This is a genomic window from Sulfurimonas sp. (assembly GCF_029027585.1).
Lineage (GTDB): Bacteria > Campylobacterota > Campylobacteria > Campylobacterales > Sulfurimonadaceae > Sulfurimonas.
Genome location: NZ_CP093397.1, coordinates 1588880 through 1602301 on the forward strand (window position 1 = coordinate 1588880; position 13422 = coordinate 1602301).

Genomic DNA, 13422 nt, shown 5'->3' on the forward strand with positions numbered 1-13422 from the left:
TAAGCATTGCTTCGATATAATTACAAAAAAACTAGATAGGCTTTTTAAATGATTACTTTTAGCGAGATGTTACTTAAACTTCAAGAATTTTGGATGAAAGAGGGTTGTAATATAGTTCAGCCTTATGATATTCCAGCAGGAGCAGGAACATTCCATCCTGCAACTTTTTTACGCTCACTTGATTCTCAGCCTTGGTCTGTTGCTTATGTAGCTCCATCTCGTCGTCCAACTGATGGACGATATGGAGAAAATCCAAATCGTTTGGGAAGTTATTACCAGTTTCAAGCGCTTATAAAACCATCTCCAGACAATATTCAAGAGCTTTATTTAAAATCATTAGAGTATCTTGGTCTTGATGTTTCACAGCATGATATTAGATTTGTAGAAGATAACTGGGAATCACCAACACTTGGTGCTTGGGGACTTGGTTGGGAAGTTTGGTTAAATGGTATGGAGGTTACACAATTTACATACTTTCAACAAGTTGGAGGGATAGAGTGTAATCCTGTTGCAGTTGAGATAACTTATGGAACAGAAAGACTTGCTATGTACCTTCAAGGTGTTGATAATATTTTTGATATTGTTTGGAATGAAGATAAAGATGGAAATAAAACACTTTATAAAGATGTTCATAAAGAGAGTGAAATCCAGTTTTCAAAATACAATTTTGAAGTAGCAGATGTTGAGATGTTATTTGCTGATTTTAATGCAAAATCTAAAGAGTGTTTAGCAACTCTTGAAGCTGGACTTCCTCTACCTGCTTATGACTTATGTATGTTAGCATCTAACACTTTTAATGTACTAGATGCAAGAAAAGCAATCTCTCAAACAGAAAGAGCAAACTACATCTTAAAGATTCGTGAATTATCAAAAGGTTGCGCAGAGCTTTATAAAGCACAAGAAGCCGATAGACTAGAGCGAGTTAAAGCGTAAAAATATGGCAGTTTGTCATATAATTTTATATTAAAATAATTTTATAGTAAAATTTATAATATATATGAAGGATGTAAATATGAATCAATTTATGAATAATGATTTAGTCAACTCTGTAAATAAATATAATATTATAGATTTATTCGCAGGTGTAGGTGGCATTAGACTTGGCTTCGAAAAAGCATTTCAAAATAACACTAATTTTGTTTTTGCATCTGAAATAGATAAACATGCCCAAAAAACATATTATAAAAATTTTAACGATACCCCTCATGGTGATATTACTAAGATAGATGAAAAAAATATACCAAAGCATGATATTATTTTAGCGGGTTTCCCTTGTCAAGCATTTAGTATAGCAGGACATAGAAAAGGTTTTGAAGATACTCGTGGAACACTATTTTTTGATGTTGCTAGAATTGCTAAATTTCATAAACCAAAGGTTCTATTTTTAGAAAATGTAAAAGGCTTTGTAGGACATGATAATGGAAATACTTTCAAAACTGTCAAAAAAACATTAGAAGACTTAGGATATAAAGTTTATTCAGAAGTTCTTAATTCTAAAGACTATGGAATACCTCAAAATAGAGAAAGAATATATATAGTTGCATTTTTAGATAATACTGTTAACTTTAAATTCCCAAAAAAAATAAAATTATCTAAAAAAATTAGAGACTGTTTGCTATTAGATGTTAATGAAAAATATTATTATAATAATAAACCTTTATATGAGAAAATTAAAGATGATATTATTGATGAAAATAGTATTTATCAATGGAGACGACAATACGTTAGAGAAAATAAAAGTAAAGTTTGTCCAACATTAACTGCAAATATGGGTACTGGCGGTCATAATGTACCAATTATTAAGGATAGTCATGGGATTAGAAAGCTTACTCCCAGAGAGTGCGCTAATTTTCAAGGTTTCCAAAAAACTATAAAATACCAAACGATACAGTTGATTCTCATCTATATAAACAGTTTGGAAATTCAGTTACTGTATCTGTTATAGAGTCAATAGCTAGAGAAATAAAAAATGTTTTATGAGTCACAAGATATTAATAAAAAAAATGAATATCGAGACTCACTTAAAATAATAGGTAGTCTATCAAATCTATTTTCTGATTCTAATGTTCCATACTTATATTATAGAATAGCAGAAAAAATATTTTGTAATTCATTTTCAGCTAATGATTTATCTAGAGGCGATGTTGCTTTAGACGCAATAAAAAACAATATTGGCATTGGGCTGAAAACATTTTTAGCAGGTAATAATAAGTCTTTTCAAAAGGTTGCTGAATTTAATAAGGACAAACCATTATATGAAAATAAAAGTCCTGCTAAATTAATTCAAGCAGTAGCAGAACTTAGAAATGAAAGAATAAAGTTTACTGAAAATTTATATGGAATTGATAAATCAATATATCATTGTGTGATAAGAGATGAAAACAGTTTTAAGTTATATGAAGAAAATATGAATTACGTTGATATAGATAATATTACTGATGTAAAAAAAGTAAAAAACTCAATAAGATTTAATGATGCCATTCATGATTATTCTTTTAATATTTCAAAAAGTACTTTAACAAAAAGGTTTAACACAAGTAGTCTGTTAGATGAATTTAATGTAGAAATTTTAAAAAATCCACTTGAAGATATTAGGAATTGTATTTTACAAAATGAATTGCTGTATAGTTCAGATAATAATATTAAAGATACGGTTTACTTACCGTTGTATGGAAAAAATAAAACTGTATATGAGAAAAGTGGTCTTAATCAATGGAATGCTAATGGCAGGTTAAGAAATGAAAATGAAGTGTATCTTCCTATTCCAGTAAATGTTCATAAAAAATCACCAGCTTTTTTTCCTGATAGAGATTCTCCCTTTAATCTTAAGTTGCCAAAGGGTGATGTGCTACAAGTAAAAGTTTGCCAAGATAATAGTAAAGCGTTAATGTCATATTCTAATAGAGAGTTAGGACAATGGATACTAAGAGATGTTTTATCTTTAGAAGAAGGCGAACTAGTAACTTATGAAAAGCTACAAATATTAGGAGTAGATTCTGTGAGAATTGATAAAATTGACAATATTAATTTTGAAATAAACTTTGCATCTTTAGGCAGTTTTGAAAATTATTTAGAAAGTAATTAAATATTGAGTGAAACAATAATAGGTCAAATAGAGCACATCCTTTTTGAGGATGAGGGCTTTTTTATCGCACGTTTAAAAAGTGGTGAAAAAATAAGTGGAACCTACTTAGAGAGTGATGTAAAAAATATAAAAAGTTCTGCCATAACCTTAAGTGGTTACTGGGAAGAACATAAAAAGTATGGTAAAACTTTTAAATTTGAATCTATTAAAGTCAATCAAAATCAACTATTTTTCTTTTTAAATAAAATCGTTAAAGGTTTTACAAAAAAACTCTCAGCAGAATTGATAGAGCAGTTTGGCTCCGAAGAACTCATAAATATTTTAGATAATGACATACAAAGACTTTTAGAGTTTAAAGGCATAAAAGAAAAACGACTTAAAAAGATTCAAACATCATGGAAAAAGTTTCGCTCTATGAGAAAACTTGGAGAGTTTTTAAGTCCTTTTGATGTTTCACAAACTCTTCTTACAACCATAGCATCTGCCATGAAAGATGTTGATGAACCATGCACAAAGATAAAAAATAATCCTTATATATTAACTTCCATAAGCGGTATAGGCTTTAAAAGAGCAGATGAATTAGCGCTTAAAATGGGTGTAGAGAGTGAAGATGAAAATCGTATAAGTTCCGCTATGGACTTTGTACTTATGAACTACTGTGAGCAACAGGGTAATAGTTGTGTAGCTAAAGAGATACTTTTCTCTGGATTAAATGAACTACTTGGATTTGTGGATAAAACTCATCTATATGAATTAGCACTTATTGAGAGAGTCAGTGAATCAAGTATAGTCATTATGAAAAACGATAGACTCTCTCCTGCAAGACTCTACGATGCTGAGAAATATCTATATGACACTATAAAACAAAGAGCAAAAAAGATAGTGGCGGTTTTGTAAAAGATTTAGATGATTTTTTTGCAAAGAGTGATTTAGATTTAGGCGAACAACAAAAAGAGGCAGTCCAGAAAATAAATGAGGGTGCATCTATCTTGTTTTTAGTTGGTTATGCAGGAACAGGTAAAAGTACAACCTCAAAAACTATACTTGAGTTATTAAATACTAAATATGAAGAAAAAGAGATTATGACTTGTGCTTTAAGCGGCATAGCATCTCAAAGAATTGCTGATACGACAGGATATGAGAGTGCTACTATACAGAGCCTTTTAGTCAAATACGAAGGCAGAGATTACTTTCCTTTTGGAGTTGTTTTGATAGATGAAGCATCTATGATAAACTCTCCTCTCTTTGCTAGGTTAATGGCTAAAATTCACAGAGATGCTATTGTTATCATAGTTGGAGATGACGCACAACTTCCTCCCATAGGTGCTGGAAATGTTTTAAGTGATGTTCTTAGTTTGGAGTTAGCACCTATTGTAAAACTTACAAAGATATACAGACAAAGTGAAGACCAAGCTATAACACTCATAGCAAATGATATACGAAAAGGAATTGTTCCCGAGTATAGAAACACTTATGAAGATTTTGAGTTTATAGACATAAGCATACAAAATTATTACACACTTAGAAACGAACTTTCTCAAACACAACTTCAAGAGTTAAGAGAAAATAATTCACTTCAAATACTCACAGAGATAATGCATAAAGTTGTTGAGTCAATAGACAAAGCGAGATACAGACTTAACAATAAACAAATCAAAGAGTATCTAAATTATTTTCAAGTGATAACGCCTATGAAAGGTGGAACTTTGGGGACAAATAATTTAAACAAAGTTTTACAAGAATATTTCAATCCAAACCCGAAAAAATGTTTAAAAAAGGGTGGAGTTGAATTTAGACTAATGGATAAAGTCGTTCATACTAAAAATGAAAATATGACTTCATGGAGTGGTGATGCTTTTAAAACTGGGGAAGACTCAAATCAAAGACGAATTTTTAATGGTATGAGCGGACTACTTTTTAAGATAGAAGAAGATGATGAGCAAGTGTTTGTTTTTTACCCAAATGAAGATGTAGTAGTGGTTTATGAGTATGAAGAAATGAAATCGCATCTAATGTTGTCTTATGCTTTAACGATTCATAAAGTCCAAGGAATGGAGTACGATATAGTTGTGATTCCTATGACTTTTTCTCACTTTATCATGCATAATACAAAGCTTATTTATACGGCTATAACAAGAGCAAAACATAAGTGTATTCTTATTGGCGAGAGTGGGGCTTTTGAGAGTGGATGTAAAAAGTTTGAAGCAACTCGTAGAGATACTGTCCTTTTAGAATTATAATAATATAATACTTTATTAGGAGTTTTTATGCTTGATAAAGTTTTACTACAAATTGCAAAAAGTGCCATATTAAATAAACTAGATAAAAATTATACTTTTGATGAAAATAGTATTTTAAAAGAATATCCATATTTAAAAAAAAATGGAGCAGTTTTTGTAACTCTAAAATATAACAAAGAGTTAAGAGGTTGCATTGGTTCTATTATCGCACATAGAACACTTTTTGATGACCTTAATCATAATGCAGTTTCAGCAGGTTTTTCTGACCCTAGATTTAACTCTTTAACAAAACAAGAATTTTCATCTTTAAATATTGAAGTTTCTCTTTTAAGTGAGCCAAAAATTTTAGAGTACACGGATTATGAAGATTTACTACAAAAGATTAGACCAAATATAGATGGACTTATCTTAAAACATTCAAGATTTAGTGGTACATTTTTACCTCAGGTTTGGGAGCAATTACCGACACCAAGTCTTTTCTTGGAGCATCTAAGCATGAAGGCGGGAGCAACAAAAAGCATTTATAATGAGCATCCAACTATTTACACATATCAAGTTGAACACATCCAAGAAGATTTTGATGAAATACTTTGCCTATAAAGATGATAACCATATAACTTGCCTTTTATGTAAACACTACTGCACTCTTAAAGAAGGCAAAAGTGCTATATGTGGAGTGAACTTTAACATAGATGCAAAGTTGGTAAATAAAACTTATGGACATCCAAGTACTTTGCATATTGACCCTATTGAGAAAAAGCCACTTTATCATTTTTTGCCTTCTTCTTCATCACTTTCTATTGGAACAGTTGGTTGTAACTTTTCTTGCCCTTTTTGTCAAAATCATTCCATATCTCAAATTTCTGTTGTTGATGAGAGCGTAAATTATTCTCCTAAAGATATAGTTGACTTAGCTTTTAAACATAAAACACAAAGTATAAGTTATACCTACAATGAGCCAACTATTTGGTACCCTTATGCAAAAGACATAGGAGTTTTAGCTAAAGAAAATGGAATCAAAAATGTGTTTGTATCGAGTGGTTATGAATCCAAAGAAGTTTTGCAAGATATGAAGAGTTGGGTAGATGCTGTTAATATCGACTTAAAAAGTTTTTCTCATGAGTATTACAAAAAGGTTTTAAAAACAGACTTAGATGGTGTTTTGGCATCTTTGATAGAGTTTGCTCATAGTGATATTTGGCTAGAAATAACAACTTTAATCATCCCAGATATTAATGACAGTGAAGATGAAATCCATAAAATGGCAAAGTTTATTTCTTTGAAATTAGGAGTAGATATACCTTGGCATCTAAGTGCTTTTCATCCTGATTATAAGATGCTTGACACTCCACGAACTAGTGAAGCGAGTTTGCAAAGAGTAAAAGAAATAGCGCAAAGTTATGGTTTAAAGTATATTTATCTTGGAAATATTTTAAATGATAATAGCACTTATTGTTCGCAATGTAATACTAAACTTATAGATAGACAGGGCTTTAAGGCACAGATGTTAAATATAAAAAACAACAAATGTATAAAGTGTCAAAGTAGCATAAAAGGAGTTTTTTAATGAAAAGAGAGATGAGTGTAAATGGTAGTTTTTATCCAGATGCTAAAGTGGAACTTCATAGATATTTTGAGCATTTTAACAAGCACCTTGAAGAACAAAATATAAGTACAGATGCAAAACAAAGTAGAGTTGTTATCGTTCCTCATGCTGGTTATGTTTACTCAGGATATAGTGCTAATCTTGCTTATAAAGTTTTAGCAAATAGTAAAATTAAAAATATTGTAGTGATAGGTCCTTCGCATAGAGTGGCGTTTAGTGGGGTAAGCCTTTGTAATTTTGAATCTTATAAAACTCCACTTGGAGATATACATGGAAGCGATTTAGCACAAAAGTTAAGAGATAAATTTTCTCTAACTTGTTTTGATGGCGCTCATAAAGAGCATAGTACAGAGGTGCAATTTCCTTTTATAAAACACTATCTTGATGAGGTTAAGATTGTTGAATTAGTTTATTCGCAAGTAGATGCCAGATTTCTTAGTAAAATAATAGATTTTGTTTTAGAAGATGAAAACTGTGGAGTTATTATAAGTACAGATTTAAGTCATTTTTACAATCAAAAAGAAGCAAATAGTTTAGATGCCATCTGCCTAGATGCGATAAAAAATCTAGATATTGACAAGCTTCATAGCGGATGTGAAGCTTGTGGAATTACAGGAGTTCAAGCGATGATGATTAGTGCAAAAAAACTCTCTTTAGATTTTTCTTTACTTGATTACAGAACAAGTGCAGATGCCAGTGGTGACAGTTCAAGAGTAGTTGGCTATATGAGTGGATATTTTAATGAAAAAGTCTAATATTTTTGCATCTATCCCAACTGAGATAAAAGAAGAAACTTTTGAAGAAATATTGTCAAAAGATGGAGTAAAGATTGAACGAATTATTTCAGATGGACATGTAACGCCAGATGGAAAATGGTATGAACAAGAAGATGATGAGTGGGTTATGCTAATTCAAGGAGAAGCGATTTTAGAGTTTGAAAACTCTAAAGAAGTTAAACTTTTTGCTGGAGATTATATAAATATTCCAGCCTTAACTAAGCATAGAGTTTCTTGGACAAAGCCAAATTTTAAAACTATATGGTTAGCAGTGCATTACTAAAGTTGTACTAAATCTTCGTATGATTTTACAATAGTGTCGCGATTAACAGTCCACTTACTAAAGCTCTCGAATGTATCCCAAAAACCTTGTTTTAAACTATCATCGATATCAAGTTCTTCTAGTAAATCTTCTACAACTCCAAGCCACGCCCATCTAGCTTTTTCAGTTATAGAAAATCCTATATGCATATCGATAACATCCATAGATTTACCAGCAAGGCTTGAATATTTTTTTGAACCATCAAAAAACTCTATAAAGTATAAAGTATTTCGTTTTTTAACTTCATTCATTTCCTCTTTATCTTGAGGAAAAAAGTGTGCTATATCACTCTCTGACACCATGTCATAAAATTTATCAAAAAGTTCTTCCATCCCTTTTTCTCCACCAATAGCCTTCATAAACTCAGGGTTAGGTTTAGGAAAATCTGGTTTTTCACCAAAAATAGTTGAGGTAATTTTAAAGTTTGACATTTGTAAATCCTTTTAGTTTTATTTATTTATTTTACTTAGTATAGGGGAAAAAGCTTTTGTGCTAACTTCAACCATTTGAGAAACTTCTAAACCTTGTGCTTCACTATCACTTAGTACAACTTCAACAAGTTGTTGACCAATTGCAATGATGGCTATGAAGATGGCATCTACTCTTTTTATCTCAAGTATCTGTCCCGAAAATGAAAACTTTTGACTTCCAGAAGTTCTAAGTAGTACATCTTTTGGAGTTCCATCATTTATGATTTTCCCATCTTCTAAAACTACTACTCTAGATGCAAGTCTATATATCTCACTTGGGTCGTGACTTACCATGATAGTAGTTGTTTTAAACTCTTTATGTAGGGTTAAAAGTTCATTTTGTAGTTTAGTCCGCATCTGTGCATCTAGGGCTGAGAGAGGTTCATCCATTAGTAAAAGTTTTGGTTTGTTCATCATAGCTCGACAAAGTGCAACTCTTTGTTTTTGCCCTCCACTTAGAGTGGAAGGAAGTCTATCTTTCATTGTAGAGAGTTCTGTAATGTCTAAAAGATGAGTCGCTAGTTTTATGTCATTGTTCATATAGAGAAGATTTTTTAAAACACTCATATTTGTAAAAAGAGCATAATCTTGAAAGATAAAACCTATCTCTCTTTTTTGTGGAGCAAGGTTGACTTTATCACTTAGCCAAGAGTCACCATTTACTTCAATATTTCCGTGTGCAGTTTCAAGTCCAGCTAAAACTCTTAAAAGAGTTGTTTTACCACTTCCACTTTTTCCACTCAAAGCTATAAAGTCACCCTCATTTATCTCAAGTTTTAAAGAGAGGATATCTGTGTTAATATTTATTTTTATCATTGTTTATTTTCACTTTCTAATTTTTGTACAGTTTTATCTTCATAAAGTATTTTCATTTGGTTGATTGCTATTTGGTTTAGTTTTATAAGTCTTTGAGCTTGACTCATGCCCTCTTGTATAAACAAAGCATTCATACTCTCAAGATTTGATAAGCATACAAGTTGCGCTACATCTGCTGTGTCTCTTATATTTCCTTTTAATTTCGGATTTTTATCTCTGAACTCTTTTGCAGTTTGTCCAAATAAGGAAACATTTAAAATATCAGCTTCACTAGCATATATAAAATTTACTTGAGATTGGTTGAGTAGGTTTGGAACAATATTGTTTTTAATAGCATCTGTATGAATTCTATAGTTTATCTTAGTTAGGTTTCTTTTTATATCCCAACCTAACTGTTTTTGCTCTTGTTCTTTTAGTCTTTGAAACTCTTTTATAAGATAAATCTTGAACTCTGCACTTATCCACATACCAAATTCAAAAGCTATATCACTATGTGCATAAGTTCCGCCATATCGCCCAGCTTTTGCAACTAATCCTATGGCGTTGGTTTTATTTGCCCACTCTTTTACACTTATTTTGTAGCTGTTTAACCCTACTTGAGATTTAATTATGGCATATTCGCCGTAATTAAAATCTGGATTATGAATCTTTTCCCAAATACCTAAATATTCTACAGTATTTCTATTTCTAAGCCAGTCCGATATAAAAAAATCACCATCTTTTGCTTTTAACATATCGGTTAATGATATATAATCTTGTTGCTGAACTTTTATAACTGTAACTTCATTCTCAAGTACTTTTATCGTTTCCATTTATACAACCTTGATGTTTTTATAAAGTCTAACATGAAAAAGTTGTTTTATTGAAAAGCATTGCATTTTGTTATATTAATCCTAATTCTTCTGAAATATCTTTTATTAGTTTACTAAAAGGCTTTTTTGATAAATCTTCATTTTCATCTATTAAATTGAAAATATCTTTTTTTATTTGTTGAAAAGGTATTCCTGTTAAATCTTGTAACTCTTTGAGCCTACTTTCAGGATACAATTCTGCTTTTTGAATCATTTCAAATACTATATCTTTGTGAGCTTTATATCTCTCATTTAGTTTAAATATTTTAATATATTTTTCATAATCATTTGAATGATATTCTTTTAATTTTGTATCTACGTTTTTTTCACTTATTACATGTAAATCTAAGCAAGATTCATTTAAATGAAGCTTGAACTTAACTTTATTTTCAAAGTTAAAATCTTTATCATTTGGTGAGATACAAGTTTCAAAACAATTTTCACTTCCTTTTACTTTTGAAGAGTTACATGTTGGACAAGATGGAATAAAATTATAAAAGCTGAGGGCTAAATATGGATAATTGCCTTTATCATAAAAATGGTCAAGTTGAAATGTAGAAACTAATTTATTATTTTCCTTTTCAAAATTAGTTATAAAATCTTTATTACAATAAAAACAAGTTTTAAAATTAAAATTATTTGTAAAGAATGGAGTTAAAACTTCTTTTTGAAACTTATCAGAATATTTAAAAAGTTTTTTTATTTTTTCTTTAAGATTCTTCTTTTTTCTTTCTGTAAGTTTATTTATTTTAATATCAATGTCATTAATAATATTTTTCAATTTATTGTTATCAGCTAGTACTATATTCTTTAGAGTATAATTTTTAAAGATATCTCTAAATGTACCACTTTGCAAATATCGATTATATACTTCTTCTGCAGATTCTTTACTTTTAAATTTTTTATTATTTAAGTCAACATAATATTGTTTTATAAAATTAAATTTTTCTTTTTTTAAATAATTAAAATAATTTAACTTCGTCATTGTTTATCCAGATATTCTTGTAGTTCTTTTTTTGTAAAGTTACCAAGAAGTTTTTCTCTTTGTCGTAAGCTATAATTTTGATTATCAAATATTTGCTCTAATTCATCTAAATAGTTTTTTATAATAGTTTGTAAAAATGCTTCACCTATTATCTTTTGGATATGTTTAAAGTTTTTTATATTGCTATTATATTCTTTTTGAAAATCTACTATTTGGTTAGAACTCTTGTTTACTTTTTCATAAAATACTTTAATATCATTTATTTTACCTTTTGCAAACTCACCCATAAGTCCACCATCCATAAAAAAGCCGTGAGATAAGAGAGTGTGGATATTTGCTCCGAAAGTTTGTTTATCTTTAAATGGATATTCCTGCTTCCCATCTTTTAAAAATATTACATTTTCTTTTGGTAAATCTGATAATATAAATGGAGAGTGTGTAACAAAAAGTATATTTATAACAAAATCATTTTGTACATAAATTTTTATAGATTCTAAAATATGTTTTAGATAGGCTTTTTGCCATTGAGGGTGAAGCCCCAATTCTGTTTCATCAAGACAAATTGTAATACCATTATAATATTCCTTAATTTTCTTTATTTGATATGTAATATCAATAATAAGTCTAAAAAGTAGTTTTTCTCCACTACTTAATGACTTAAAAGATTTGTTACAATCATAAAATATTATATCAATCCATGATGGTAGGTTAATGTAAAATTCTTCCATGCTGGATAAATCTAATTTCTCACCGTTTAGAAAGGTTATTAAATTAGTATTGCTATAAACACTTTCTTTATGAAACTCTAATGCTTCTTCGATTTTCTTAAGTTTATATTCTGGATAGTCAAAGTTATTTACTACCTCTGTAAAATCAATTCTTTGAAGAGCTTCTTTGCTAAGAGACCCCGTTCCCTCATATTCTAAGTTAAGATGTTCCTTATCAAACGTATCATCTAATCTGGATATTTTTAAGTATATATATAATAAATTACAAAACTCAAAATCAAAATTTTCAAGAAATGGTTCTAATATTTTATCTATTTCATCATAGTCAGTACTAGAAAAATTACAGTCATTAAGTATTCTAGTTAGTTTATTAAGTAATGTATAATGAGCCATTTTTTTATTATCATATTTAAATATATTTTGAAAATTTGTATACATGTAAATTTGACATTTATTTGGACTAAATATACTAGTTGCATAGCCTTTGTTTTCTAAAATGCGTTTATTTATTAATGAATCAATATTATCTATATGAACAGTATGCTCATATCCATCCGATTTATTTGGTTGAATTAATAACGGTGTGCCGTAATCATCTGTTTTATGATATATATCATGCAACCAACTATCATGACTATTATCATAAAGGGTGTCAAGCATATAGTTTAAGTAAAATGTAAAGGTATTTATTTCATCTATTGCTTCATATTTACTGCTTGGTTCTAATTCTATGTTAAAAGTTATTGTTTGGCAAATATTGTCTACAGGTTTAAAGATTAAAAACATATTTGTACAGTGAAGTTCTTTTATAAGTTCCACTCTACTATATATTTCTTCATCTTCTTCTTTTGTGGTATCCTTGAATTGAAAATAGTATAGAATCAATAAAATTAATTTTTGAATACTACTTTTTCCACTCCCATTCTCACCAACTATAGCAGTAACATTTATATTCTCAGGAAATATACTTACATAATCTTTTTTTTCATTTATTGTTAATTCTTTTGTTTCATCATCAAACTTACACTCAAATCTAGGCGAAAAATTAAAGCCTTGCTTTTTTATGTTTTTATAATCTTCTACCCATAAATAAACCAGTTCCATATTCTGTTTCTCCCCCTGTTTTATGCTAGTTTATGAAAAAATCTTTTAGTATTGCTCTTAACTCTTCGTCACTTAGTTTTTAGCCTCTTTTAAAAAGTTTTCACTGTACTCAACAATCACAACTCATTCCACAATGTGCCTATTGGTTTTACTTTAGCATTGTGTATATCGTCTAAACCTTTTTGGATTGATGTCATGATTTCTTGTGCTTCTTGCTTTTTAAGAGCTTCTTGCATCGCTTCATATTCATCTTTTGAGACAATGACTGCTTCAACTTTGTTGTTTTTTAAAATAGCTAGTTTTTCTACTGTATTGCCTTTTATCTGCGCTAAGTAACTTCCAAATCTTTTAGCAAACTCAGATGATGGGATAAGTTCATTTGTAGCATATGATACCATGAGATTCTCCTTGAAATATTCCGTAATATATTGTGTATTTT

Annotated in this window: 14 protein-coding genes and 1 pseudogene; 9 read left to right on the forward strand and 6 right to left on the reverse strand. The window is 29.5% G+C overall.

Translation table 11 applies throughout. The features are described 5' to 3' along the window. Positions 1 to 48: 48 nt before the first annotated feature. The 9 genes and pseudogenes from glyQ (at position 49) to MOV50_RS08375 (ending at position 7990) form a co-directional block, all read left to right on the forward strand. On the forward strand, positions 49 to 933 hold the full coding sequence (gene glyQ / locus MOV50_RS08335; protein WP_321777448.1) for a glycine--tRNA ligase subunit alpha: 885 nt from the start codon (positions 49 to 51) through the stop codon (positions 931 to 933). Between the two features lie 91 nt (positions 934 to 1024). After that, a pseudogene (locus tag MOV50_RS08340) lies at positions 1025 to 1980 on the forward strand (DNA cytosine methyltransferase). After that, positions 1970 to 3085, forward strand: coding sequence for a restriction endonuclease (locus MOV50_RS08345; protein ID WP_321777449.1), 1116 nt, complete (start codon positions 1970 to 1972; stop codon positions 3083 to 3085). Before MOV50_RS08340 ends, MOV50_RS08345 begins: the two are co-directional and overlap by 11 nt. Before the next feature lie 3 nt (positions 3086 to 3088). Continuing rightward, on the forward strand, positions 3089 to 3982 hold the full coding sequence (locus MOV50_RS08350; protein ID WP_321777450.1) for a helix-hairpin-helix domain-containing protein: 894 nt from the start codon (positions 3089 to 3091) through the stop codon (positions 3980 to 3982). Positions 3983 to 4074: 92 nt separating this feature from the next. Then, entirely contained in the window at positions 4075 to 5325 is a 1251-nt protein-coding gene (locus MOV50_RS08355; protein WP_321777451.1) for an ATP-dependent DNA helicase, read from the forward strand. A 27-nt stretch (positions 5326 to 5352) separates the two neighbouring features. Continuing rightward, a complete protein-coding gene (gene amrA, locus MOV50_RS08360) occupies positions 5353 to 5925 on the forward strand; it encodes an AmmeMemoRadiSam system protein A (RefSeq protein ID WP_321777452.1) in 573 nt (190 codons plus the stop codon). Further along, positions 5906 to 6892 carry an AmmeMemoRadiSam system radical SAM enzyme gene (gene amrS / locus MOV50_RS08365; RefSeq protein ID WP_321777453.1) on the forward strand — a complete coding sequence of 329 codons (987 nt, stop codon included), beginning with the start codon at positions 5906 to 5908 and terminating at the stop codon, positions 6890 to 6892. Before amrA ends, amrS begins: the two co-directional genes overlap by 20 nt. After that, on the forward strand, positions 6892 to 7686 hold the full coding sequence (gene amrB / locus MOV50_RS08370; RefSeq protein ID WP_321777454.1) for an AmmeMemoRadiSam system protein B: 795 nt from the start codon (positions 6892 to 6894) through the stop codon (positions 7684 to 7686). The genes amrS and amrB overlap by 1 nt, the downstream gene beginning before the upstream one ends. Next, a complete protein-coding gene (locus tag MOV50_RS08375) occupies positions 7673 to 7990 on the forward strand; it encodes a cupin domain-containing protein (protein WP_321777455.1) in 318 nt (105 codons plus the stop codon). The genes amrB and MOV50_RS08375 overlap by 14 nt, the downstream gene beginning before the upstream one ends. On the opposite strand, the gene MOV50_RS08380 is transcribed toward MOV50_RS08375, so the two are convergent. The 6 genes from MOV50_RS08380 to MOV50_RS08405 all read right to left on the reverse strand — a co-directional run bounded on the left by MOV50_RS08380 (position 7987) and on the right by MOV50_RS08405 (position 13381). Then, the gene (locus tag MOV50_RS08380) at positions 7987 to 8460 is read right to left on the reverse strand and encodes a globin (RefSeq protein WP_321777456.1); all 474 of its coding nucleotides are present in this window, start codon (positions 8458 to 8460) and stop codon (positions 7987 to 7989) included. The two genes, MOV50_RS08375 and MOV50_RS08380, sit on opposite strands and share 4 nt — an antisense overlap. 18 nt (positions 8461 to 8478) lie before the next feature. Continuing rightward, complete coding sequence (locus MOV50_RS08385) at positions 8479 to 9315, reverse strand: ABC transporter ATP-binding protein (RefSeq protein ID WP_321777457.1); 837 nt, start codon at positions 9313 to 9315, stop codon at positions 8479 to 8481. Continuing rightward, a complete protein-coding gene (locus MOV50_RS08390; protein WP_321777458.1) occupies positions 9312 to 10127 on the reverse strand; it encodes a KilA-N domain-containing protein in 816 nt (271 codons plus the stop codon). The genes MOV50_RS08385 and MOV50_RS08390 overlap by 4 nt, the downstream gene beginning before the upstream one ends. Positions 10128 to 10197: 70 nt before the next feature. After that, a complete protein-coding gene (locus tag MOV50_RS08395; protein WP_321777459.1) occupies positions 10198 to 11151 on the reverse strand; it encodes a hypothetical protein in 954 nt (317 codons plus the stop codon). Further along, positions 11148 to 12983, reverse strand: a complete 1836-nt coding sequence (locus MOV50_RS08400; protein ID WP_321777460.1) for an AAA family ATPase — start codon at positions 12981 to 12983, stop codon at positions 11148 to 11150. The genes MOV50_RS08395 and MOV50_RS08400 overlap by 4 nt, the downstream gene beginning before the upstream one ends. 116 nt (positions 12984 to 13099) lie before the next feature. Continuing rightward, on the reverse strand, positions 13100 to 13381 hold the full coding sequence (locus MOV50_RS08405) for a type II toxin-antitoxin system Phd/YefM family antitoxin (RefSeq protein WP_321777461.1): 282 nt from the start codon (positions 13379 to 13381) through the stop codon (positions 13100 to 13102). Between the last annotated feature and the right edge of the window lie 41 nt (positions 13382 to 13422).